We start from the raw sequence: 23391 nt of genomic DNA, 5'->3' as shown, positions 1-23391 counted from the left end.
GGGTCAGTCGTCGGGGGAGGTCTGGGCCTCGAGATTCCGGCGATGTTCCTGAATCTCCTCGACAACGAAGTCGCGGAAGGCGGCGATCCGTTTGGACTGCCGGAGCTCCTCCGGATAGGCGAGGAAGACCGGAACCTCCGCGCTTTCCACGTCCGGCAGCACGCGCACCAGATCGGGCTCGGAGGCGACGATATAGTCCGGTAGCACGCCGACGCCGAGGTGATTCTTCACGCACTGCAGGACGCCGAAGTAGTTGTTCACGTTCAGCCGCGAGGTGATGTCGTGCCCGAGCAGCCACTGCACCATCGAGGCGCCGGCGGAGACCTGGGTGGAGGACGTGCCCTGGCAGATCAGCCGGTGCTCGCGCATGTCGTCGGGAGAGTGCGGCGTGCCGAACTGTTCGAGGTACTGGTGCGAGGCGTAGAGGCGCATGCGCACGGTCATCAGGCGCTTGCGGATGAGGTCGGCCTGGGAGGGCTCTTTCATGCGGATGGCGACGTCGGCCTCGCGCATCGGCAGGTCGAGCACGCGCTCCTCCAGCATCAGGTCGATGTTGAGGTCGGGGTATTTCGAGTAGAGCTTGGCCAGCCGCGGCGCGAGCCAGAGAGAGCCGAAGCCGTGGGCGGTGGTCACGCGCAGTTCGCCGAAGACCTCCTCCTCGCTGTCGCGGATGCGGGCGGAGGCGGCCTCGAGCCGTTTGCTCATGGAGCGGGTGGCTTCGAACAGCAGCTCGCCCTGCTCGGTCAGGATCAGGCCGCGGGCATGGCGGTGGAAGAGGGTGGTGTTCAGACTCTCCTCGAGCGCGCGAATCTGGCGCGACACCGCCGACTGGCTGAGGTGCAGGGAATCTCCGGCGTGGGTCAGGCTGCCGGCCGAGGCCACAGCATGAAAAATTCGCAGCTTGTCCCAGTCCATCTCGGTTCGTCCGTCCTGCTCGCTCGTTTCCAGTGTCGGGCGCGTCCGCGCCGACGGCGGTCGCACCGCCTCTTGGCATGGCTTGCAGATGGATCATATCCCCCTTGCAAGAAAAATCCACAAAGCGCCGCAGGCCGGCAACGAGATCCGGCGGTAACGGGCCGGTTGAGCAAGACTCGGGCGCGAAGCAAGAAAGATTGGTCGAAAACGGGTGCGCTGGCCTCGCAACGGACCCCCTGTGCACGCATGGCGAGAGAGCGCGAGCGCGGGAAATCCCCGCCGGGGTGCGCTGTTTCGTCCACCGCAGGACGCTTCGCCGCAGCATGGTGAAAAGTGACGCAGGGACAGGGGATACCCGCCACTCCCCCTGCACATTTCCGCAACGCCGCGTATATAGTTTTCCCGCAGGCAGGGGCGGGACAGTTTCCCGCGGGAAACGGAGAGAGACGCTATGGCAGACCGCCATATCGCGCGCGACATCAGCTATGCGACGAGTGTTCGTTCGCGGGGCGGTCGGGCCCTCGTGCGGGTGCTGGAGAACGCCACGGGGCGGATTTCGCTCATGCGCCGTGCGGCGGGGTACGAGACCGAGGTGGCCCAGGGCAAGGACTTCTGGGGTGTGATGGTCGCCCGGTACGGGCTGAGCCTCGACGTGGTGGGGGGCAGCCTCGACAACATTCCGGCCGAAGGGCCGCTGATCTGCATTGCCAACCATCCGTACGGCATCCTCGACGGGCTGATGATGGGGCATATCCTGTCCATCGTGCGGGGCGATTTTCGCATTCTCGCCAACAGCGTGTTCCGCAAGGCAGAGGACCTGGAAAAGGTGATCCTGCCGATCTCCTTCGACGAGACGAAGGAGGCGATGCGCGAGAATCTGGAGACCCGGAAGACGGCGTTGGCGTATCTGTCCGGTGGCGGGGCGATCGGCGTGTTTCCGGGCGGCACCGTCTCGACCTCGGCGCGCCCGTTCACGCGGCCGATGGACCCGGGCTGGCGGGTGTTCACGGCGCGCATGATCTCCAAGTCGCAGGCGGCGGTGGTGCCGATCTACTTCGTGGGGCATAACAGCCGGCTGTTCCAGTTCGCGAGCCACCTGCATTCCACGCTGCGGATGGCGCTGCTGATCAACGAGTTCCGCCAGCGGATCGACGAGCCGGTGCGGGTGGTGATCGGCAAGCCGATCCCGCGCGAGGAACTGGACGCGCAGGCCAACGATGCAAAAGCGATGATGGACTTTCTGCGCGCCCGGACCTATGCCCTTTCGCCAAAGCCGCTGAAGTCGCTCGCGTACGGATTCGAGTTCGAGGATCGTCACCGGGACGACAAGGGCGAGAGGAGGCCACGGATCTACTGATGGCAGTTGGAATTTTCGACAGTGGGCTGGGCGGGCTGACCGTGCTTGACGCGGTGAGCAAACGCCTGCCGGATGTGCCGTTCGTCTACTATGGCGACAATGCGCATACACCTTATGGCGTGCGCGATGCGGACGACGTTTACGAGCTGACCACGGCCGGCGTGGAACGGATGTGGAAGGAGGGCTGCGATCTGGTCGTGCTGGCCTGCAATACCGCCTCCGCAGCGGCGCTGCGCCGGATGCAGGAACGCTGGGTGCCGTCCGACAAGCGGGTGCTGGGCGTTTTTGTGCCGCTGATCGAGGCGCTGACAGAGCGGCAGTGGGGCGACAATTCTCCGCCCCGGGAAGTCGCGGTCAAGCATGTGGCGCTGTTCGCCACCCCGGCCACCGTCTCCAGCCGCGCATTCCAGCGCGAACTGGCCTTCCGCGCCATCGGCGTGGACGTGGAGGCGCAGGCCTGCGGTGGCGTGGTGGACGCGATCGAGGAGGGGGACATGATCCTTGCGGAGGCGCTGGTGCGCAGCCACGTGGATGCCCTGAAGCGCAAGATGCCGCATCCGGAAGCGGCGGTGCTGGGCTGCACCCACTATCCGTTGATGGAAGACGTGTTCCGCGACGCGCTGGGACCGCAGGTCGAGGTGTACTCGCAAGCGAACCTGGTGGCGGAAAGCCTTGCCGACTATCTGGGGCGTCACCCCAAGATGGCGGGGCCGGGCACCGACGCGATGTTCCTGACGACGGGCGACCCGCGCAAGGTGTCGAACCGCGCCACGCAGTTCCTGCGAAGAAAGATCGACTTCGTCGCCGCGTGAGGCCGGCGGCCGATCTTTCACATATATCGTTTTCGTAATATGAAGGGCTCGACATGACCCATTCCGTCGCCATTCTGGGGGCTTCCGGCTATACCGGCGCCGAACTCGTCCGACTGATCGCCACCCATCCCGGGCTGGAGGTGGGCGCCCTGTCGGCCGACAGAAAGGCGGGGATGGCGATGGCGGAGGTGTACCCGCACCTGCGGCACATGGATCTGCCGCCGTTGGTGCGGATCGAGGAGCTGGATTTCTCCGGCATCGACCTGTGTTTCTGCGCGCTTCCTCATGCGACGAGCCAGGCGGTGATCGCGGAGCTGCCCGAGGGGGTGAAGGTGGTGGACCTGTCCGCCGATTTCCGCCTGCGCGACCTGTCGGATTACGAGAAATGGTACGGCAAGCCGCACTCCGCGCCGGAGTTGCAGAAGGAGGCCGTCTATGGCCTGACCGAGTTCTACCGCGACGAGATTGCGGGGGCGCGGCTGGTGGCCGGGACGGGGTGCAACGCGGCGACGGGCTTGTTCTCGCTGCTGCCGCTGATGAAGGGCGGGGTGATCGACCTCGACGACATCATCATCGACATGAAGGTGGGCGTAAGCGGGGCGGGGCGGTCGCCGAAGGAGAACCTTCTGCACGCCGAGCTGTCGGAGAACTGGCACCCCTACAGCGTCGGCGGCAAGCACCGGCATCTGGGCGAGTTCGATCAGGAGTTCTCCAAGGCGGCCGGACGCCGCGTGGAGGTTCAGTTCACGCCGACGCTGGTTCCGGCCAATCGCGGCATCCTCGCGGCGAGTTACGTGAAGGGCGATGCGGAGGCGGTGCATGCGGCGCTGGCCGCGGCCTATGCCGAAGAGCCCTTCATCGTGGTTCTGCCGATGGGTGAGGTGCCTGCGGCAAAGCATGTGCGGGCGACGAATTTCGTGCATATTGGGGTGGTCAAGGAGCGCGGGTCCGGCCGGGCGACCGTTTATGCGGTGCTCGACAATCTGTGCAAGGGCTCGTCGGGGCAGGCGGTTCAGAACGCCAACCTGATGCTGGGGCTGCCGGAGACGGAGGGGCTGATGCTCGCCCCGGTTTATCCATAAGCGGCGGGGCCGACCGCGAGGGAGGGATACGATGGCGGGAATGAAGGGTCTGAAGAAGAAGCGGCGGATCCAGGTGATCGTGGTGGCGTTCGTCGCGCTTGCGGGCAGTACCGCGCTGATCGGGTACGCGATGCGCGACGGGATCAACTATTTCCGGCCTCCGTCCGACGTGGTGGCGGAGCCGCCGGCGGCGCGCGAGACGTTCCGCATCGGCGGGCTGGTGGAGGAAGGCAGCCTCGTGCGCGGGCAGGGCGAGACCATCACCTTCAGCGTGACGGACGGTGGCGCGTCGGTGCCGGTCTCCTACACGGGCGTGCTGCCGGACCTGTTCGGTGAGGGGCAGGGGATGATCGGCACCGGGCAACTGGTGGACGGTGTGTTCGTCGCCAAGGAGATCCTGGCCCGGCACGACGAGAGCTACATGCCCAAGGAAGTGGTGGACGCGCTGAAGGATCAGGGCGTCTACAAGGACCCGAACGAGCCCGGGTCCTGACCCGGCGGGGTGCGGCTGGCGACAGCCGAGGGGAGGAGGCGCGGTGAAGACGGGGATCCTGGCATTGGGCCTTTGCGCCACGCTCGCCGCACCGCCGATGGGCGCGCAGGAGGCGGTGTTCCTCATCCGGCATGGGGAGAAGCAGGCAACTGGCGAGGACCCGGGGCTGACCGGGGCGGGACAGGCCCGCGCGGCGGCCTGGGCCGGGATGCTGGCGAGCGCCGGCATCGACGCCGTGATCACCACCGAGGCGCGGCGGACCAGGGAGACCGGCGATATCGTGGCGCAGGCCTTGGACGTCGAGCGGACCGAGGTTGCGGTTTCGGACGTGACGGGCGTGCTGGATCTGCTCGGCTTCGATTATGCGGAAGATCGGGTGCTGGTCGTCGGTCACGCGGAAACGATCCCGTCGATCCTGAGCGGTTTGGGGGTTCGGGAGGCGCCGGAGATCGGGCAGGAGGTGTTCGACACCATGTTCGTCGTGGTGCCCGCGAGTGACGGGGCCCCAGTGCTGACCCACCTGCACATGCCGATGCAGCCCACGCGCCCCTGACGGGTTGACGGGGGCGCGGCTGCGCGCGGCGCGCTTCACCTTTCTTAAACGATTTGGCCGAGGGTCGGGGGCATTCAATTGCGCCGGAGGCCAGGCTTCATGAAAGACATCGAGGCAATCGCTGCCGAAATCGTTGCCCGCGAGGGCGGCTATGTGAACGACCCCGACGATCCCGGCGGGCCGACGAAATACGGTGTCACCCTTGCTACGCTGCGGCGGCTGGGCATCGACACGGATCGCGACGGGGCGGTGACGCTGAACGATCTGAAACGGTTGGACCGGGCGGGGGCCGCGCGGATCTTCCTGAAGCACTACTACTATCGGCCGCGGATCTCGGATCTGCCGGAACCGCTTCGGGCCCCTGTTTTCGATATGTACGTGAATGCCGGCGCCAATGCGGTGAAGCTCCTCCAGCGTCTGTTGGTGCGGTTCGGAGAACAGGTGAGCGTGGACGGGGTGATCGGGCCGCAGACCATCGGCGCGGCGGCGCGCGCGGCGCGCAACGCGCCGGATCATCTGGTCGATGCCTACGGCATCGCGCGGCGCAACTATTACTACGCGCTTGCGGACGTCCGGCCCAGCAGCCGGAAATACGCCCGGCGCCGGGACGGCGGCAAGGGCGGGTGGATCACCCGCGCCGAGGAATTCATCTCGCCGCGGTTCCGGCTATCGGACGCGGAACACAGGGCACGGGTGGCGGCATGGGGATGATCTCGGGGACGTTGGGCGCCCTTTTGGGCAACAATCGCAACGTGATTACGGATGTGGTCGGGATGTTTCGGGAGAGCGCCGAGGCAGGCGCGGGGCGCGATGCGGTGCGGGCGGAGGCGGCGCTGGTGCAGTATGCTGCCGAGTTCTCCGGCGCAGGGCGGTCCCGGTTCGATCAGGTGATCGACGGGCTGAACCGGATACCGCGGCCGGCCATGGCGCTGGGGACGCTGGCGCTGTTCGTGGCGGCGATGGTGGATCCGATCTGGTTTGCGGCGCGGATGCAGGGCATCGCGCTCGTGCCCGAGCCGCTGTGGTGGCTGTTGGGGGCGATCGTCGGCTTCTACTTCGGCGCGCGCCACCAGGCGAAGGGGCAGGAGTTCCAGCGCTCCATCGCCGAGACGCTGGCCCGGACGGCGGAGGTGACCGAAGGCATCGCGGCCCTGAATGCGCTGGAAGCCGGGTCGGGCTTGCCGCGGGCGCGGCCCGACGCGCCCCTTGGGGCACAGGTGGAGGCGGCCGAGGTGATCGACATCGACAGCCCCGAGCCGAATGCCGCCCTGGCGGAGTGGAAAGATGCCCATCGCCGATGAGTTCTGGATCAGCCTCGTCACCGAACACGGACCCTGGGTGCTGCTGGTGTTCTACCTGCTGTTCCGGGACCACCAGAAGGACGATGCGACCCGAACCATCCTGAACCGAAACACCGAGATCATCGTGGAGATCACCACGTTGATCCGCGAGCGGCTGCCACGCGACCGCGTGTGAGTGCCGCAAAGGACAAGAGACGTGAAACAGGCCCTCGTGATTTATGCCGCCGTGCTGGGCGGAATGCATGCGTCGTACCTGACGCAAGGCTTTGCCGGAACGGCGGAAATTGCCTATGGCGCGCTGGCCATCATGGCACTGATGATCGCGGCCACATTCCTGTGGCTTTGGGCGATGCGCATGTCGACGCTGTCGCTCGGCATGGCGTTTTCGTGGATGGGTGCCGCGATGGTCATGGGCTGGTGGTGGCTCTACTCGCGCTTGGGCGGGCCGATCTGGATGCTGCGCAGCGAGGCGCTGCTGGTGCTGGTGGGGGCGATGCTGACCGGCGCGGTGCTGCATTTCGAGGTGATCGAGACGTCCTTCGGGTTTCGCCGCGGCGCCTTCCTGCTGCCGGTGGCCGGGGCGATGGCGGTCTCGCTGCTGCTGCTCGCGCTCGCGGTGTGAGGCGGGCGATGGGCCGCTTATGGCAACCGGCCGTGTCGGCGCTGCGCCGCGCCGCCCGGCGGGCGGTGATGGGGCGCCGGTTCGTGCACACCCTGGAGCGCAACAGGGAAGCGGCGGACCGGTTGGACATGGCGTTGAAGGAAATGCTGGAGCGGTAGGCGCGCGTGGGCGCGTGTTGTGGGCGGTGCATGGATCTTCTGCGAAGATCCCGCCTTCGGCGCGGGTATTTTCGCCAACAAGAAGCCGGGCCGGGGCGCTTTGGACGGCGCGGGGCGGATGCTCCCCGGAATGTGAGGGCATGGTGCCGCAGGGCCGTTGCCGGAGCATTGCGGCTCGGATACCTTCGCCGGCATGATAGTCGAACTCGGCCATTTCGCCCTCGTCCTCGCGGCGCTTGTCGCCTGTATCCAGATGATCGTCCCGATGGTGGGCGCCGCCCGGCGCTGGCCGGGTTGGATGGCCGTTGCGGTTCCGGCCGCGACGGCGCAGTTCGTGCTGGTGGCGGCGTCCTTTGCGGCGCTGACCTATGCCTTCGTGACGTCGGATTTCTCGCTGCGCCTGGTGGTGCTGAACTCGCACACGGCGAAGCCCATGCTTTACAAGGTGTCGGGCGTCTGGGGGAACCACGAGGGCTCGATGCTGCTCTGGGTGCTGATCCTGGCGCTGTTCGGGGCCTGCGCGGCGTGGTTCGGTGCGAACCTGAAGCCCTCGCTCAAGGCACGGGTGCTGGCGGTGCAGGCGTCCATTTCGGTTGCGTTCTACGCCTTCATCCTTGCCACCTCCAATCCGTTCACGCGGCTTGCGACGCCGCCGATGAATGGGGAGGACCTGAACCCGCTGCTGCAGGACCCCGGTCTCGCCTTCCATCCGCCGTTCCTCTACCTGGGGTATGTGGGGCTTTCGATGGCGTTTTCCTTTGCCGTCGCGGCGCTGATCGAGGGGCGCGTGGATGCGGCCTGGGGGCGGTGGGTGCGGCCGTGGACGCTTGCGGCGTGGATTTTTCTGACGATCGGGATCGGGCTTGGCTCCTGGTGGGCGTATTATGAGCTCGGCTGGGGCGGGTTCTGGTTCTGGGACCCGGTCGAGAACGCTTCCTTCATGCCGTGGCTGCTGGCCGCGGCGCTGCTGCATTCGGCCATCGTCGTCGAGAAACGGGAGGCGCTGAAGAGCTGGACCATCCTACTGGCGATCATGGCCTTCGGGTTCTCGCTGATCGGCACGTTCCTCGTGCGCTCCGGTGTCATCACCTCCGTCCATGCCTTTGCCAACGATCCCGAGCGGGGCGTGTTCATCCTGTTCATTCTGGCGGTTTTCATGGGCGGCGCGCTGACGCTGTTCGCCGCCCGGGCGGGCGCGATGCAGGCCAAGGGCGTATTCGCGATGATCAGCCGGGAGAGCGCGCTGGTGGCCAACAACGTGCTGCTTGCCGTGTCGGCCTTCGTCGTGTTCGTGGGGACGATCTGGCCGTTGCTGGCCGAGCTTGCGTTTGGGCGAAAGCTGAGCGTGGGGGCGCCGTTCTTCGATGCCGCGTTCACGCCGTTCATCGTGGCGCTGACGGCGATCCTGCCGATTGGCGCGATGCTGCCTTGGAAGCGCGGCAACCTCACGCGCACGATGCAGCCGCTTTGGGGCGTGTTGGCGCTGAGCCTCGCCGGCGGCGCCCTGGTCTGGGTGATGCAGACGGGTGGGTCGATGCTGGCGCCGGTCGGGTTCACGCTGGCGACCTGGGTCACGCTGGGCGCGCTGACAGATCTGTGGTCGCGGACGGGGCGGGGTGGCCTTTCGGGACGTGTGCGGCGGCTGCGCAACCTGCCGGGGGCGGACTGGGGCAAGACGATTGCCCATATCGGGCTGGCGGTGACGGTCTTCGGCATTTCCGGGCTTACGGCTTGGGAGAGCGAGGATATCCGGGTGGCGCAGATTGGCGAACGGTTCGGCCATGCGGGATACGAGATCGAATTGCGCGACGTCTTGCGCGTGCCGGGGCCGAACTACGTGGCGACGCTTGCGACGATGGCAGTCTGGCGCGATGGCAAGGAGGTGGCGGTGCTGCACCCGGAGAAACGCGTCTATCCCGTGGCTCAGATGCCGACGACGGAGGCCGGGATCGACAATGGCATCCTGCGTGACGTCTATCTCGTGATCGGCGACCCGCAGGAGGGTGGGGGGTATGCCGTGCGGACCTACATCAAGCCCTTTGCGAACTGGATTTGGGCGGGCTGCATCATCATGGGCCTGGGAGGGATCGCGTCGCTCTCCGACCGTCGCTATCGCGTCGCCGCGGGGGCGCGGAAGCGGGCGACGGGGGTAACCGGGGTGCCTGCGGAATGAAGCGCTTGATCCTCGCATTGGCCCTGCTCGCGGCGTGGCCCGTCTTCGCGGTGACGCCGTCCGAGGTGCTGGACAACCCGGCGCTGGAGGCGCGGGCCCGGGATATTTCCAAGGGGCTGCGCTGCCTGGTTTGCCGAAACGAGAATATCGACGAGTCGAATGCCGAACTGGCGCGGGATTTGCGGGTGCTCGTGCGGGAGCGGCTGGTTGCGGGCGACACGAACGAAGAGGTGGTGGACTACGTCGTCAACCGCTACGGAGAATATGTGCTGCTCAAGCCCACCGCGCAGGGGGCCAATCTGATCCTCTGGATTGCGGGGCCGGCGATGCTGCTGCTGGCCGGGGGGATGGGCTTGGCCTATGTCCGCCGGCGGGGACGCGCAGAGGATGGTACGGAGGCAGGTCTTACCCGAGAGGAGGAAGCCCGGCTGGAGGACATCCTGAGAGAGTGACGACAGGGCTGGAGGCTTTCGCGCCCCTGGGATGCATGGCGGGGCCGGGGCCGGTCCGAAATCTGCTGCGAGAAGGTATTTTCGGTGCAATACGACGCCATTGATTACGAGGTGCGCGAGGGTGTGGCGCTGGTGACGCTCCGCCGCCCGGAGGTGATGAACGCGCTCAACACGCAGATGCGCGCAGAGATCACCCATGCCGTGGGGCGCGGGGGCAACGAGGCGCGGGTGGTGGTGCTGACAGGGGCGGGGCGTGCCTTCTGCTCGGGTCAGGACCTCGGAGACCGCGCCAACCTAGGCCATATCGACCTGGAGCGGACGCTTCGGGACGAGTACATGCCCTTGATCCAGTCGATCACGGACTGTCCGGTTCCAACCATTGCCGCGGTCAACGGGGCCGCCGCCGGGGCAGGGGCCAATCTGGCTCTGTCCTGCGATGTCGTGATTGCCGCCGAAAGCGCGGTGTTTCTGCAGGCGTTCGTTCGGATCGGTCTCATTCCGGATGCGGGCGGCACCTATTGGCTGCCGCGCCAGATGGGGTTTGCGAAGGCAATGGGGGCGGCGCTGTTCGCTGAGCCGATCGCGGCCCGGGATGCCGACGCCTGGGGCATGATCTGGGAGGCCGTGCCGGACGACGCGTTCGCCGCGCATTGGTGGGCGCGGGCGCAACATCTCGCGCAGGGGCCGACCGCGGCCTATCGCGCGGCCAAGCAGGCGCTGCGCGCGGGGCTCGGCAACGATCTGGAGACGCAGCTTGGTCTGGAAGCCCGCTTGCAGGGGGATTGTGGATTGAGCCGGGACTTCAAGGAGGGCGTCGTCGCCTTCGTTGAGAAACGCCCGCCGCAATTTGAAGGTCGCTGACGATCGGCAGTGTCGCTCCGCCGGGGCTGGGGCACGATTTTTCGGCCGAAAAAACGCACGCGCGCGCAGTGCGCGCCCGGCCCGGCCCAACTGGCGGGACGGCATCTTCGATGCCGGAGCGGCGGGCGGGAGCCCACCCAGCTGACATTCTCCTTTGTGGATTGGCCGAAACGTGGTTTTCTATGGGGTGGTGAAAAACCGAGAGTGTGTGCGAATGAGCGATGGTTTGCGAATGAGGTCCCTCCTCGGGCTTTGCCGCGTCGCCCTTTGCGTGATCGGCCTCTCCCTGCCCGTGTCTGCCGGTCTTTCCGAGCCTTGGGAAGAGACCGTAACGGCGGCCGAGGTGCAGCGCCCCAGGCCCCGGCCTCCCGATCTGGGGCGCGGGGACCTGCGATGCACACCGGATGGCCGCCACTGCATTGCCGCCAAGACCTACACCGCCGACGTCTGCCGCACGATCGAGGCCGCCGCTGACGAGGCCGGGCTGGACCGGGATTTCTTTGCCCGCCTGATCTGGCGGGAAAGCTTGTTCGATGCCTCCGCGGTCAGCCCCGCCGGCGCGCAGGGCATCGCGCAGTTCATGCCGGGGACGGCCGCATTGCGGCGGCTGGACGACCCGTTCAACCCCGCCAAGGCGCTCAGGGCATCGGCGTACTACCTCGCCGAGCTTCGCGACCTCTACGGCAACCTCGGGCTTGCTGCGGCCGCCTATAACGCGGGCGAGGAGCGCGTGGCGGATTTTGTCAGCCGGGGACGGATTCTGCCCCTGGAAACCCGCCGCTACGTGCCTGCCATCACAGGCTATTCCGCGCTCGACTGGCGCGACGCGGCGCCGGAGACGGTGGATCTGGCGCTGGAGGACGGAGAGCCGTTCCAGGCGGCTTGCGTGGAGCTGGCGGACACGCGGCGCTTCCGGGAGTTCCGGACCACGGTGCCCGTGAAGCCCTGGGCCGTCATCCTTGCCGCCCATCGCACCCAGGCCATTGCCGCCAACAGGTATGACCGGCTCAAGCAGCGTCGCCCGGTGCTTGAGAGCTACGACGTCGTCTATCACCGGATGCGGTTGCCCACGCAGGCCGGTCTGCAGGTCACTGCGCAGATCGGGGCGGACAGCCGATCCGAGGCGCAGGGGCTGTGCGGGCGGCTCAGGGGGCGGGGGGTTCCGTGTGTGGTGCTTCGGAACTGACCCCTTGCAATCCCGGCGCGCCGGTCCCAGATAAGCGCACGGTCAGGGACGCCGGCCGCTCGCAGGTGCAGCGCACCATGGTGAAGTCCCGAACGTCTATGTTCATCCCCCGCTCAGCGACGCAGGCAGGATGGCAACGCGAGCCCCACCCGAGTGCCGCCTGTCGTGAGACCGAGGCAGAGATGACACATATGACGACACCCGATACCCTTCCCACCGTGGATGCGCTGAAGGCGCAGGCGCGCCGCTTGCGTGGCAGCCTTGCCGACGCCGGCTCCGACGTCGGCCACTCCCGCAGTCTGGAGCTTCTGGCCGCGCAATACGGCTATCGCGACTGGAACACGCTGCGCGCGGCGGCTGACCGGCCCAGGCCCAACCGCCCGATGCCGCCGGTGCAGGCCGGCGACCGTGTGCGCGGAACCTATCTCGGCCAGAGCTTCACCGGCGAGGTGGTGGCGCTGCGCCAGATGAACGGCGGCTCGCACTACGCCGTCACGCTGCAATTCGACGCGCCGGTCGACGTGGTCACGTTCGACAGCTTTTCGTCGATGCGGAGCCGGGTCTCCGCCACCATCGACGCGGATGGCCTGTCGCCGCAGCATACCTCCAACGGGGTGCCGCACCTTCGACTGGAGCTGCGGGACTGACGCCGGGGCCCGCGTAACGGCTTGAAAAATGAGAAGGCCGGGCAGAGCGCCCGGCCTTTCCAATTCGTGGGTCCTCTCGGAGCCTGCCTCAGCCGCGCTCTTCGACCTCGACGTAGTCGCGGTAGGGGGCGCCGGTGTAGAGCTGGCGCGGGCGGCCGATCTTGTGCTCGGGATCGGAGAGCTGTTCCTTCCACTGCGAGATCCAGCCCACGGTCCGCGACAGGGCGAAAATCGGGGTGAACATCGAGGTCGGGAAGCCCATCGCCTCCAGGATGATGCCGGAGTAGAAGTCCACGTTCGGGAACAGTTTCTTCTCGGCGAAGTAGGGATCCTCGAGCGCCTGCTTCTCCAGTTCCTTGGCGACCTGGAGCGTTGGATTGTTGTGGATGCCCATCAGGTCCAGAACCTCGTCGGCGGAGGCCTTGAGCACCTTCGCGCGCGGGTCGACGTTCTTGTAGACCCGGTGGCCGAAGCCCATCAGGCGGAACGGATCGTCCTTGTCCTTGGCGCGGGCGATGAATTCGGGGATCCGGTCGACGGTGCCGATTTCCCGCAGCATCATCAAGCAGGCCTCGTTGGCGCCGCCGTGGGCAGGGCCCCAGAGGCAGGCCGCACCGGCCGCGATGCAGGCAAACGGGTTGGCTCCGGAGGAGGAGGCCAGGCGCACGGTCGAGGTCGACGCGTTCTGCTCGTGGTCGGCGTGCAGGGTGAAGATGCGGTCCATGGCGCGGGCCAGGATCGGGTCCACCTCGTATTCCTCTGCCGGCACGGCAAAGCACATGCGCAGGAAGTTCCCGGCATAGTCCAGATCGTTGCGCGGGTAGATGAAGGGCATGCCCATCGAGTACTTGAACGCCCAGGCGACGATGGTCGGCATCTTGGCGATCATGCGGATCGAGGCGACTTCACGCTGCCAGGGGTCCGTGATGTCCGTGGAGTCGTGGTAGAACGCGGACATCGCGCCCATCACGCCCACGATGATCGCCATCGGGTGGGCATCGCGGCGGAACCCGCGGAAGAAATACTGCATCTGGTCGTGCAGCATGGAGTGATGGGTGACGCGGTATTCGAAGTCCTCCATCTGCGCGGCGGTCGGCAGTTCGCCGTAGAGCAGCAGGTAGCAGACTTCGAGGTAGTGCGATTTCGCGGCGAGTTGGTCGATCGGGTAGCCGCGGTGAAGAAGCTGGCCCTTTTCGCCGTCGATGAAGGTGATCGTGGATTCGCAGGACGAGGTCGACGTGAACCCCGGATCGTGGGTAAAGACGCCGGCTTTGCCATAGAGCCCGCGAATATCGATCACGTCCGGTCCGGCGGTGGGCGAGTGCATTGCCAAATCGAACGTCTTGTCGTCGAAGGTCAGCGTCGCTTTTCTATCGGTCATTGGGGCGTCCCTTTCTCTATATGCCCGCACGGCCCGCAGGGGCGCATCCGGGTTCGGGTTTCTAATGTCACGGGCCGGGTTACTCCCCCGTCTGGCCCGCGGCGTCCTCAATGCGGCGCAGGGTCTCCTCCCGGCCGATCACGAGCATCATGTCGAAGACACTCGGCGTCGCCGTGCGCCCCGCCAGGGCGGCGCGCAGGGGCTGTGCTATCTTTCCCAGCTTCAGCTCCTTGGACTCGGCAAATTCGTTGACGGCCTGTTCCAGACCATCGCGGGACCAGCTAGCATTTTGCAGGTGCGGCGTCAATTCTGACAGTATACCACGGGATACTAAATCAAGTGCCTTGGCCGCCTTCGGCTCTGGCTCGATCGGCCGGCTCGCCAAAATGAAGTGAGCCTTATCAAGAAGTTCGCCGAAGGTCTTCGCGCGTTCCTTCAGGCAGTACATGCCGCGGGCCATCCCATCGCGCTGAGATTCCGTAAGGGGAAGGGCACCGGTCGCGTCCAGAAATGCCTCCAATTCGGTCAAAAGGGCGGCGTCTTCTGCAGCCGCAATATGCTGTCCGCAGAGATTCTCCAGCTTCTTGAAATCGAACCGGGCGGCGGCCTTGTTGATGCCGTCGAGGTCGAACCACTCCCGCGCCTGGGCGTCGGTGAAGAATTCGTCGTCGCCGTGGCTCCAACCGAGACGCGCCAGGTAATTTCTCATGCCTGCGGCCGGGTACCCCATCTTCTGGTACTCTTCGACGCCCGTCGCGCCGTGACGCTTGGAGAGCTTCTTGCCGTCCGGCCCGAGAATGAGGGGGATGTGCGCGTAGACCGGCAACTCCCACCCCATCCCGGCATAGATCAGGGACTGCCGGGCGGCATTCGCAAGGTGATCGTCGCCGCGGATCACGTGGGTCACGCCCATGTCCACGTCGTCCACCACAACGGCCAGCATGTAGGTCGGCGTGCCGTCGGAGCGCAGAAGGATCATGTCGTCGAGATCGGCGTTCTTCCAGCGGACCGTGCCTTGAACGGCGTCCTCGATGACGGTTTCGCCGTCGCGCGGGGCTTTGATGCGGACGACATGGGGTGCATCGGGATGGCTGGCGGGATCGGCATCGCGCCAGGGGGAGCGGAAGTTCGTGCTGCGCCCTTCGGCACGGGCGGCCTCACGGAAGGCGGCGATTTCGTCCTGCGTCGCGAAGCACTTGTACGCGGCGCCGCGCTCCAGCAACGCCTGCGCGACCTCCGCATGGCGGCCTGCGCGCTCGAATTGGCTTACCGCATCGCCGTCCCAGTCCAGCCCGAGCCAGCGCATCCCGCGCAGGATCGCCTCCGTCGCTTGTGGGGTCGAGCGCTCGCGGTCGGTGTCCTCGATACGGAGAAGGAACTTTCCACCCCGTCCACGCGCGTAGAGCCAGTTGAAGAGCGCGGTGCGTGCGGTGCCGATATGCATGAAGCCCGTCGGAGAGGGGGCAATACGTGTGACGACCTGCCGGGTGTTTGGCATGATCCTGATGACCTTTCCACATTCCTGGGCGGGCGGGGTCATGACCCGGACCGGCCGTGCCTGGTCCGCGGTTCCCCCGCCCGAAAATCATTTCCCAACGGGATATATTTCACTGCCCCACGGTTGGAAAGGCGGGCAGGGGCGAAATAGCGAGCCGGGTGGGTCTGGGCGCGGGGCGCGCATTAATCCTTTCTCAACCATGATGACCCAAGGCTGCGCCATGGTCGTCACAACGACGTCAGAGCCGGGGACCGTCCCGGCGGCGGGCCTTAGAGGCGCGCTTTCCGCCGCGCTCCTGGCGCAGCGCGGGCGATTGATACTTTGGGTACCGATCTGCCTGGCTTTCGGAATCGGCGGCTGGTTCTCCCTGAGGATTGAGCCGGGTTTGGCGGAATACGCCGCCTGCGGGCTGGGGGCCGGCGCGCTGTTCCTGCTCGGCCGTCAGGCTGGAGAGGGGGCCGCGCCCCTTTTCTGGGGCATCGCGCTGGTGCTCTGCGGGGCGCTGCTGGCGGGGGCGCGGGCGCATTCGGTTGCCGCGCCGGTGCTGGGGTTTCGTTACTACGGCGCCATCGAGGGTCGCATCATCGACATCGACCGCTCTGTCTCCGACAAGCCGCGCCTGACGCTCGATCGGGTCGTGCTGGAAGACGTCGCGCCATCGCGGACGCCGGCGCGGGTGCGGGTGTCGCTACACGGCCAGCAAGGGTTCATCGCGCCCGAACCTGGCCTGACGGTCATCCTGACCGGCCACCTGTCACCTCCGAGCGGGCCGGTGGAGCCGGGCGGTTTCGACTTCCGCCGCATGGCGTGGTTCGAGCGTCTCGGCGGCGTCGGCTACACCCGAACGCCCGTCCTCGCTGCGGCGCCGGCCGAAGAGGGGCGGGCGGGGCTGGCTATCTTCCGTCTGCGGATGGCGATCAGCGAGGGCGTGCAGGCGCGGATTCCGGGCGAGGCCGGCGCTCTTGCCGCGGCGATCCTCACCGGGGACCGCTCCGCCATGCCACGAGAGACCGTGGAGAACCTGCGCAACGCGAACCTCGCGCACCTGCTCGCGATTTCCGGGCTGCATATGGGATTGCTGACCGGCGCGGTCTTCGCCGCGCTCAGGGCGGCGATGGCGCTCATCCCCTGGGTGGCGTTGCGCCTGCCCACGCGCAAGATTGCGGCTGCGGGGGCACTGGTAGTCGGGGCCTTCTACCTCGCGCTCTCCGGTGGCGCGGTGTCGACGACCCGCGCCTTCGTGATGGTCTCGGTCATGCTGGTGGCGGTGCTTCTGGAACGGCGCGCGATCTCCCTGCGCTCCGTCGCGCTGGCGGCGACGGTTCTGCTGGTGCTGACGCCGGAGACGTTGTTCGGGCCGAGCTTCCAGATGTCGTTCGCTGCAACGACGGCGCTCGTCGCGGCCTTTGGGGCGCTGAAGCCTCACCGCGAGCGGATGGCGCGCCTGCCGCGATGGCTGGCGCCGGCGGTGGCTGTGCTGATCTCCTCGGCGGTGGCGGGCGCCGCAACGGCGCCTTTCTCGGCCGCGCACTTCAACCGGATCGCGGACTACGGCCTGCTGGCGAACCTCGCCTCGGTGCCGCTGATGGGGGCGCTCGTCATGCCGTCGGCCGTCGCCGCTGCGGTCTTGTGGCCGATTGGGCTGTCCTGGGTGGGCTTGTGGCTGATGCGGTGGGGGCTGGAATGGATCCTGTTCGTGGCTGCGAGGGTGTCGGCGCTCGACGGGGCGGTCACGCATGTCATCGCGCCCGGGCCGTGGGTGCTGCCGCTCCTCTCCCTCGGGTTCCTCGTGACGCTGCTCTGGCGCGGCCCGCTGCGTTGGTCCGGGCTGCTCGCCATGGTGGCCGCTCTTGGCCTTTGGACGCAGGCGGACCGGCCGGACGTGCTGATTTCGGACACCGGGGGAGTCGTGGGGGTGATGGGACCGGAAGGGCGCAGCCTGTCCCGGCCCAAGGGCGATGGGTTTGCCGCCTTGAGTTGGCTGGAGAACGACGGCGACGGGGCGGACCAGGCCGAGGCGGCGGCACGCCCGGGCTTTACCGGCGACCGGTTTGAGCGGAGGGCGCAGGCAGGTGCGCTCACCGTGCGGCATCTGACCGGAAAGACGGGGCTTGCCCGGTTGGGGACGGCCTGCGGGGCGGATGTTCTCGTGACGAACCAGCCGTTGACGAACCGGCCCGAGGGGGCGTGCAGGCTGTTCGACCCGGAAAGCCTGCGGAAGAGCGGGGCAGTGTCGATCCGGATCGGCGATGAAGGGCCGGTGTTCGAGACCGTGGCCGAGCGGACCGGCCACAGGATGTGGGCGCCGTAGGGCGCGCGGCGCAGGGTCCGTTCAGTAGCTCCGGATCAGTCCCACGAGCCGGCCCTGCACCTTGACCTGATCGTCGCGGAACAGGCGCGTTTCGTAAGCCGGGTTGGCGGCCTCCAGCGCAATGGTGCGGCCCTTGCGGCGGAAGCGTTTGAGGGTCGCCTCCAGATCCTCCACGAGCGCCACGACGATATCGCCGTCGTCCGCCGTTTCCTGCTCGCGGATCACCACGACGTCGCCGTCGTTGATTCCGGCCTCGATCATCGAGTCCCCGCGCACCTCGAGCGCATAATGGTGGCCGGTGCCGACCATCTGGCCCGGCACGGCCACCGTGTGGCTGACCTCGCTGATCGCCTCGATCGGCACACCGGCGGCGATGCGGCCCATCACAGGCAGTTCTGCCGCGTGCACCTCCACCAGACGGGAGTTCGCCGCCGTCCGCGGCTCCGCCATTTCCGGCGCGTCGTTCTCGATCACCACCGGCGAGAAGCCCTTGGACTGAAGCGCCTCAGGCAGTTTCACGATCTCGATCGCCCGCGCCCGGTGGGCGAGGCGGCGGATGAAACCGCGTTCCTCGAGGGCGGTGATGAGGCGGTGGATGCCGGACTTGGAACGCAGGTCCAACGCATCCTTCATCTCGTCGAACGAAGGCGGCACGCCGTCCCGCTGCATCCGCTTGTGGATGAATTCCAGCAGGTCGAGTTGCTTCTTCGTCAGCATGGCGTCCTCGCTTGTTCAGGTGCCGCGGGGCCGCCGAGCAGAAAAGTCCCGCGTTTGCAGGTTGTTCTGCCAGTGTTCACGTTTTGTGTCAACCGTGGGGGTCAGATCGGGACAACTTCGGCCATTTCCCCCGCCTTGCGTGACGGATCCGCAACGGGGCGGACCAGCAGGGCATTGGACTGCGAAAGAACGCCGAGCAACGCGCTGTCCTGACTGTCGAAAGGCGTCACCACGCCGTCGGCCAGGATGGCGCGCATGTAGTGCTCCCGCGGCCCGTTTTCGGCGACGTCGGCGCCGAGCGCGGCAGTCACGCGCGGCGCGGGGCGCGCGACAAGGCCCTGCATGGCGAGCAGCATGGGTCGGAGAAAGATATGCCCGCAAACCATTGCGGACACGGGGTTTCCCGGCACCCCAACCATCGGTACGTCCCCCAGCCGGCCGGCCAGAAGCGGCTTGCCCGGCCGCATTGCCACCTTGTGAAAGGCCGCTTCCAGCCCAAGGTCCGCGGCGACGCCGGCGACGAGGTCGTGGTCGCCCACCGAGGCGCCGCCAATGGTCACGATCAGGTCCGCGCCGTCGGTCAGGCCAAGCGCGGTGCGAAGGCTGTCCACATCGTCTCGGGCGATGGGAAGCAGCCGCGCTTCCGCCCCGGCGGCCTCGAACAGCGCTTTCAGGCCGAAGCCGTTGCAGGCGACGATCTGGTCGTCCCGTGGTTCCTCGCCCGGCATCACCAGTTCGTTGCCCGTGGCCAGAAGCGCGACGACGGGGCGGCGGGAGACGACGAGATCCGGCACGTTCATCGCGGCGGCCAGCATCACGTCGGCCGGGGACAGCCGCCGTGGCGCCTCCATCCGGTCGCCGGGGGCAAAGTCCCCTCCGGCGGGGCGGATGTTGGTGGCGTGCCGGTCGGGATCGGTGATGGTCACCACGTCGCCGTCGCGGGCGGTGTTTTCCTGGATCACCACCATGTCGGCCCCGTCGGGCACCGGCGCCCCGGTGAAGATGCGCACCGCCTCGCCCGCGCCGACCGTGCCGGCGAAAGCCTCTCCGGCGGGGGCGGCGCCGATCACCCGGAACCGCGCGCCTTGCGTCACCTCGGCGGCGCGCAGGGCGTATCCGTCCATGGCGGAGGCGGCGAAGGGCGGTTGGGCGCGCCGGGCGACCACGGGTTCGGCCAGTACGCGGCCCGCGGCCTTGCTCAGCGGTACGCGTTCCGTGCCCACCGGCGCGACGAGCGCAAAGATCTTTTCCAACGCCTCGCTGACGGGAATCATGCCGTTGCCTCGAAACGGCCGGACTTGCCGCCGTCCTTCAGGATCACGCGGATGCCGCCCATCTCCATGCCCCGGTCGACCGCCTTGAGCATGTCGTAGATCGTCAGCGCGGCAGTGGAGACGGCGGTCAGGGCCTCCATCTCCACCCCGGTCTGGCCGGTGGTCTTGACGGTCGCCGCGATGCGGACACCGGGGATGGCCGGGTCCGCTTCCAGTTCCACGGCGACTTTGGTCACGGGTAGCGGGTGGCACAGGGGGATCAGTTCGGCGGTCTTCTTCGCCCCCATGATCCCGGCAAGGCGCGCGACGCCCAGAACGTCGCCCTTCTTCGCCGTGCCCTGACGGACGAGGTCGAGCGTCTCCGGCTTCATCCGGACCCAACCCTCGGCGACGGCGATGCGGGAGGTCGCGGCCTTGTCGGACACATCGACCATATGCGCCCGGCCCGCGTCGTCGAAATGCGTCAGCGCCATCAGATGCCCCCGCCGTGGGCCGACGTCAGCGGGTTGGCGAGCAACTGCCGGGTGGCGAGCTTGACGTCCGGCTGGCGCATCAGGCTCTCGCCGATCAGGAAGCAGCGGGCGCCGTACATCGCCAGTTCGGCCAGTTCCCTCGGCCCGGACAGGCCGGATTCGGAGACGATCAGCCGGTCGGCCGGCACGTGCTTGATCAGCCTGCGCGTTACGTCGAGGCTGGTTTCGAAGCTGTGCAGGTCTCGGTTGTTGATGCCGATCAGCCCGGAGGACAGGGTGAGCGCGCGGTCGAGCTCTTCGCGGTCGTGCACCTCGATCAGCACGCTCATGCCCCAGGCGAGCGCCGCCGATTCCAGTTCCGCCGCCTGCGCGTCGGAGACCGAGGCCATGATGATGAGGATGCAGTCGGCCCCGAGCGCCCGCGCCTCGGCCACCTGGTAGGGGTCGTACATGAAGTCCTTGCGCAGCACGGGAAGCGACGTCGCGTCGCGGGCGGCTTTCAGGTAGGAATCGTCGCCCTGGAAAGACGGGCCGTCGGTCAACACGCTCAGGCAGGTCGCGCCGCCCTCCTCGTAGGCCTTGGCCAGCGCCGCGGGGTCGAAATCCTCCCGGATGAGCCCCTTGGACGGGCTGGCCTTCTTGATCTCCGCGATCAGGCCGTAGCCCTGGTGGATCGCTGCCAGCAACGCGTCCTCGAACGGCCGAACGGACCCGGCCTCCCGCGCGGCGGCCTCGACCTCGGCTTGCGGGAAGGCCTCTTTGCAGGCGGCGATGTGGTCCAGCTTGTAGGCCTTGATCCGTTCGAGAATTGTCGGGGTACTCATGACGCCTCCGGAGTGGTCCAGTTGATGGGAGCGTGTCCCCGGGCGCGCAGCCAGTCGTTGGTGCGCGAGAAGGGTCGCGAGCCGAAAAATCCGCGCCGCGCCGAGAGCGGCGAGGGGTGGGGTGTTTCGATCTTGAGATGCCGCGTGCCGTCGATGCCGCGCGCAGCCTCCTGCGCCTGCCGCCCCCACAGGAGGAAGGCGCGGGGCGCATCGGCCAGCCGTGCCAGCACCTGCGCCGTCAGCCGCTGCCAGCCGAGCGCCTTGTGCCCGTTGGCGGTGCCGGCGGGCACGGTGAGCACGGAGTTGAGCAGCAGCACGCCCTGCCGTGCCCAGAACCGCAGATCCGCGTTGGGCGGGGCGGCGCCCAGATCGTCCTGCATCTCGCGGTAGATGTTTGCGAGCGACCGGGGCAGGGGGCGGACGTGCGGCGCTGCGGAAAAGGCGAGACCATGGGCATGGCCGGGTGTCGGATAGGGGTCCTGCCCGAGAATTACGACCCGCACGTCCTCCGGCTGGGTCAGTTCGAGCGCGGCGAAGACCTGGCCGCTGTCAGGCAGGGTTGGCCGAGGGTCCGCGTCCAGCGCGGCGTCAATTGCCGGCAGGTCGTCACGAAAGAACGGCAGGGTGGTCCAGGCACCGGTATGGGCGGCGGTCAGGCTCATCCGGCGTCCGCGGTCAGCGTGGCGAGCGTGTGCACCTTGGCCCGCGCATGGCCTCCGTCGATGCTGGCCCTGGCCATCTCGGCCCCCTCCTTGAGGTCCGCCGCCTTGCCCGCCACCAGCAGCGCGGCGGCGGCGTTCAGCAGGACGGCGTCGCGATAGGCGCCCGGCTCGCCATCCAGCAGCGCGGCGAAAGCGCGGCCGTTGTGCTCCGGCGTGCCGCCGAGAATGGCCTCGAACGGGTGCACGGGCAGGCCTGCGTCCTCGGGCGAGATGTCGAATTCGCGCACGTCGCCGTCCTTCAGTTCCGCGACCCAGGACGGTCCGGCGATGGACAGCTCGTCGGTGCCGTCGCCGCCGTGGACCAGCCAGGCGGCGTCGCTCCCGAGCGCGGCGAGCGTCTCGGCCAGCGGGCGGATCAGGTCGAGCGTATAGACCCCGGTCAACTGGCGCTTCACGCTCGCCGGGTTGGTCAGTGGCCCCAGCACATTGAAGACGGTCCGCGTGCCGAGTTCGGTGCGGGTCGGCATGACGTGGCGCATCGCCGGGTGGTGCATGGGCGCCATCATGAAGCAGATGCCGCCCTCCGCCAGCGCGCGTTCGGCCACCTCGGGGCCCACCATCACGTTGATGCCCATCTGGGTCAGCGCGTCGGCGGAGCCGGACTTGGACGACAGGTTGCGGTTGCCGTGCTTGGCCACCGGCACGCCCGCGCCCGCCACGACGAAGGCCGTCGCGGTGGAGATGTTCAGCGTGCCCTTGCCATCGCCTCCTGTGCCGACGATATCCATCGCGCCCTCCGGGGCGCGGACGGCGTTGCACTTGGCGCGCATCACCTTCGCGGCGGCGGTGATTTCCTCCACCGTTTCGCCACGGGTGCGCAGCGCCATCAGGAAGCCGCCGATCTGGCTGGGGGTCGCCTCGCCCTCGAACAGCGCGTCGAATGCCGCCTCGGCTTCGGCGGCCGTCAGCGCGCGGTCGGCGGCCAGACCGATCAGCGGTTTCAGCCCGTCACTCATGCTGGTACCTTCACGTGTTCAAGAAAATTCCGGAGCATCCGGTGCCCGTGTTCGGAGCGAATGCTTTCGGGGTGGAACTGGACGCCCTCGATGGGCAGGTCCCGATGTCGCAGCCCCATGATCGTGCCGTCCTCCAGCCAGGCGGAGACCTCCAGGCAGTCCGGCAGGCTCTCGCGTTCCACCACCAGCGAGTGATACCGCGTCGCCAGGAACGGCCCGTCGATGCCGGCGAACACGCCTTTTCCGTCGTGGTGGATCCGTCCCATCTTGCCGTGCACGATCTCGTGGCAGCGCACCACCTTGCCGCCGAAGGCCTCGCCGATGGTCTGATGGCCGAGGCACACGCCCAGCAGGGGCGTTTTCGTGTCCGCCGCCGCTTGGGTGAGGGCGAGGCAGATGCCCGCCTGCGACGGGTCGCATGGGCCCGGTGACAGGATGATCCCGTCCGGCCGGAGCCCCATCGCTTGCTGCACGTCCAGCGCGTCGTTGCGGCGCACGTCGACGTCGGCGCCGAGTTCCCCGAGATAATGTACGAGGTTGTAGGTGAAACTGTCGTAATTATCGATCAGCAGGAGCATTTTTGCGCGTCCGAGCAATAAGGGGTGAACCGGAAACTGTGTCGG

Annotated in this window: 26 protein-coding genes; 16 read left to right on the top strand and 10 right to left on the bottom strand. The window is 67.5% G+C overall.

Going from position 1 to position 23391, the window contains the following annotated elements; translation table 11 throughout:
• Positions 1 to 3: 3 nt before the first annotated feature.
• On the bottom strand, positions 4 to 915 hold the full coding sequence (locus BM075_RS02810; protein ID WP_093359130.1) for a LysR family transcriptional regulator: 912 nt from the start codon (positions 913 to 915) through the stop codon (positions 4 to 6).
• A 451-nt stretch (positions 916 to 1366) separates the two neighbouring features.
• On the opposite strand from BM075_RS02810, the gene BM075_RS02805 reads away from it, so the two are divergent.
• The 15 genes from BM075_RS02805 (at position 1367) to BM075_RS02740 (ending at position 12612) form a co-directional block, all read left to right on the top strand.
• Positions 1367 to 2272, top strand: a complete 906-nt coding sequence (locus tag BM075_RS02805; protein WP_093359129.1) for a lysophospholipid acyltransferase family protein — start codon at positions 1367 to 1369, stop codon at positions 2270 to 2272.
• Positions 2272 to 3084 carry a glutamate racemase gene (locus BM075_RS02800; RefSeq protein WP_093359128.1) on the top strand — a complete coding sequence of 271 codons (813 nt, stop codon included), beginning with the start codon at positions 2272 to 2274 and terminating at the stop codon, positions 3082 to 3084. Before BM075_RS02805 ends, BM075_RS02800 begins: the two co-directional genes overlap by 1 nt.
• Before the next feature lie 53 nt (positions 3085 to 3137).
• Positions 3138 to 4166, top strand: coding sequence for an N-acetyl-gamma-glutamyl-phosphate reductase (argC, locus tag BM075_RS02795; protein ID WP_093359127.1), 1029 nt, complete (start codon positions 3138 to 3140; stop codon positions 4164 to 4166).
• Positions 4167 to 4206: 40 nt separating this feature from the next.
• Positions 4207 to 4659: a cytochrome c maturation protein CcmE gene (gene ccmE, locus BM075_RS02790; protein ID WP_093359405.1), complete on the top strand. Its 453-nt coding sequence runs from the start codon at positions 4207 to 4209 to the stop codon at positions 4657 to 4659.
• 43 nt (positions 4660 to 4702) lie between these two features.
• Positions 4703 to 5212: a histidine phosphatase family protein gene (locus BM075_RS02785; protein ID WP_093359126.1), complete on the top strand. Its 510-nt coding sequence runs from the start codon at positions 4703 to 4705 to the stop codon at positions 5210 to 5212.
• Between the two features lie 99 nt (positions 5213 to 5311).
• On the top strand, positions 5312 to 5923 hold the full coding sequence (locus BM075_RS02780; RefSeq protein ID WP_093359125.1) for a holin-associated N-acetylmuramidase: 612 nt from the start codon (positions 5312 to 5314) through the stop codon (positions 5921 to 5923).
• A complete protein-coding gene (locus BM075_RS02775) occupies positions 5914 to 6513 on the top strand; it encodes a holin family protein (RefSeq protein ID WP_093359124.1) in 600 nt (199 codons plus the stop codon). The genes BM075_RS02780 and BM075_RS02775 overlap by 10 nt, the downstream gene beginning before the upstream one ends.
• Entirely contained in the window at positions 6497 to 6688 is a 192-nt protein-coding gene (locus BM075_RS02770; protein ID WP_245758724.1) for a hypothetical protein, read from the top strand. The genes BM075_RS02775 and BM075_RS02770 overlap by 17 nt, the downstream gene beginning before the upstream one ends.
• A 21-nt stretch (positions 6689 to 6709) precedes the next feature.
• Positions 6710 to 7135, top strand: a complete 426-nt coding sequence (locus tag BM075_RS02765) for a hypothetical protein (RefSeq protein WP_093359123.1) — start codon at positions 6710 to 6712, stop codon at positions 7133 to 7135.
• An 8-nt stretch (positions 7136 to 7143) separates the two neighbouring features.
• A complete protein-coding gene (locus BM075_RS24340; protein ID WP_177208227.1) occupies positions 7144 to 7293 on the top strand; it encodes a hypothetical protein in 150 nt (49 codons plus the stop codon).
• A 193-nt stretch (positions 7294 to 7486) separates the two neighbouring features.
• Positions 7487 to 9466 carry a heme lyase CcmF/NrfE family subunit gene (locus tag BM075_RS02760; protein WP_093359122.1) on the top strand — a complete coding sequence of 660 codons (1980 nt, stop codon included), beginning with the start codon at positions 7487 to 7489 and terminating at the stop codon, positions 9464 to 9466.
• On the top strand, positions 9463 to 9918 hold the full coding sequence (locus BM075_RS02755; RefSeq protein ID WP_093359121.1) for a cytochrome c-type biogenesis protein: 456 nt from the start codon (positions 9463 to 9465) through the stop codon (positions 9916 to 9918). The genes BM075_RS02760 and BM075_RS02755 overlap by 4 nt, the downstream gene beginning before the upstream one ends.
• 84 nt (positions 9919 to 10002) lie before the next feature.
• Entirely contained in the window at positions 10003 to 10779 is a 777-nt protein-coding gene (locus BM075_RS02750; protein WP_093359120.1) for an enoyl-CoA hydratase-related protein, read from the top strand.
• 232 nt (positions 10780 to 11011) lie between these two features.
• A complete protein-coding gene (locus BM075_RS02745) occupies positions 11012 to 11965 on the top strand; it encodes a lytic transglycosylase domain-containing protein (RefSeq protein WP_177208226.1) in 954 nt (317 codons plus the stop codon).
• Between the two features lie 182 nt (positions 11966 to 12147).
• A complete protein-coding gene (locus BM075_RS02740; protein ID WP_342741227.1) occupies positions 12148 to 12612 on the top strand; it encodes a glyoxalase superfamily protein in 465 nt (154 codons plus the stop codon).
• A gap of 88 nt (positions 12613 to 12700) precedes the next feature.
• On the opposite strand, the gene gltA is transcribed toward BM075_RS02740, so the two are convergent.
• The gene (gene gltA / locus BM075_RS02735; RefSeq protein WP_093359118.1) at positions 12701 to 13993 is read right to left on the bottom strand and encodes a citrate synthase; all 1293 of its coding nucleotides are present in this window, start codon (positions 13991 to 13993) and stop codon (positions 12701 to 12703) included.
• Between the two features lie 79 nt (positions 13994 to 14072).
• A complete protein-coding gene (gene gltX, locus BM075_RS02730) occupies positions 14073 to 15533 on the bottom strand; it encodes a glutamate--tRNA ligase (RefSeq protein WP_245758723.1) in 1461 nt (486 codons plus the stop codon).
• A gap of 178 nt (positions 15534 to 15711) precedes the next feature.
• Between gltX and BM075_RS02725 the strand changes: the two genes are divergently transcribed.
• Entirely contained in the window at positions 15712 to 17802 is a 2091-nt protein-coding gene (locus BM075_RS02725; RefSeq protein WP_093359117.1) for a ComEC/Rec2 family competence protein, read from the top strand.
• 21 nt (positions 17803 to 17823) lie between these two features.
• On the opposite strand, the gene lexA is transcribed toward BM075_RS02725, so the two are convergent.
• The 7 genes from lexA to BM075_RS02690 all read right to left on the bottom strand — a co-directional run bounded on the left by lexA (position 17824) and on the right by BM075_RS02690 (position 23346).
• Positions 17824 to 18519, bottom strand: a complete 696-nt coding sequence (gene lexA / locus BM075_RS02720) for a transcriptional repressor LexA (protein WP_093359116.1) — start codon at positions 18517 to 18519, stop codon at positions 17824 to 17826.
• Positions 18520 to 18620: 101 nt separating this feature from the next.
• Entirely contained in the window at positions 18621 to 19793 is a 1173-nt protein-coding gene (locus BM075_RS02715; RefSeq protein WP_093359115.1) for a molybdopterin molybdotransferase MoeA, read from the bottom strand.
• Positions 19790 to 20266: a cyclic pyranopterin monophosphate synthase MoaC gene (moaC, locus tag BM075_RS02710; protein ID WP_093359114.1), complete on the bottom strand. Its 477-nt coding sequence runs from the start codon at positions 20264 to 20266 to the stop codon at positions 19790 to 19792. The genes BM075_RS02715 and moaC overlap by 4 nt, the downstream gene beginning before the upstream one ends.
• Entirely contained in the window at positions 20266 to 21090 is an 825-nt protein-coding gene (trpC, locus tag BM075_RS02705) for an indole-3-glycerol phosphate synthase TrpC (protein WP_093359113.1), read from the bottom strand. The genes moaC and trpC overlap by 1 nt, the downstream gene beginning before the upstream one ends.
• Entirely contained in the window at positions 21087 to 21752 is a 666-nt protein-coding gene (locus BM075_RS02700) for a uracil-DNA glycosylase (RefSeq protein WP_093359112.1), read from the bottom strand. Before BM075_RS02700 ends, trpC begins: the two co-directional genes overlap by 4 nt.
• On the bottom strand, positions 21749 to 22768 hold the full coding sequence (gene trpD / locus BM075_RS02695) for an anthranilate phosphoribosyltransferase (protein WP_093359111.1): 1020 nt from the start codon (positions 22766 to 22768) through the stop codon (positions 21749 to 21751). The genes BM075_RS02700 and trpD overlap by 4 nt, the downstream gene beginning before the upstream one ends.
• Complete coding sequence (locus tag BM075_RS02690) at positions 22765 to 23346, bottom strand: anthranilate synthase component II (protein ID WP_093359110.1); 582 nt, start codon at positions 23344 to 23346, stop codon at positions 22765 to 22767. Before BM075_RS02690 ends, trpD begins: the two co-directional genes overlap by 4 nt.
• Positions 23347 to 23391 lie beyond the last annotated feature (45 nt).

Origin of the sequence: Tropicimonas isoalkanivorans, assembly GCF_900112335.1 — a bacterium.
Classification (GTDB): Bacteria; Pseudomonadota; Alphaproteobacteria; order Rhodobacterales; family Rhodobacteraceae; genus Tropicimonas; species Tropicimonas isoalkanivorans.
This window is presented reverse-complemented; position numbering and strand designations above follow the sequence as displayed.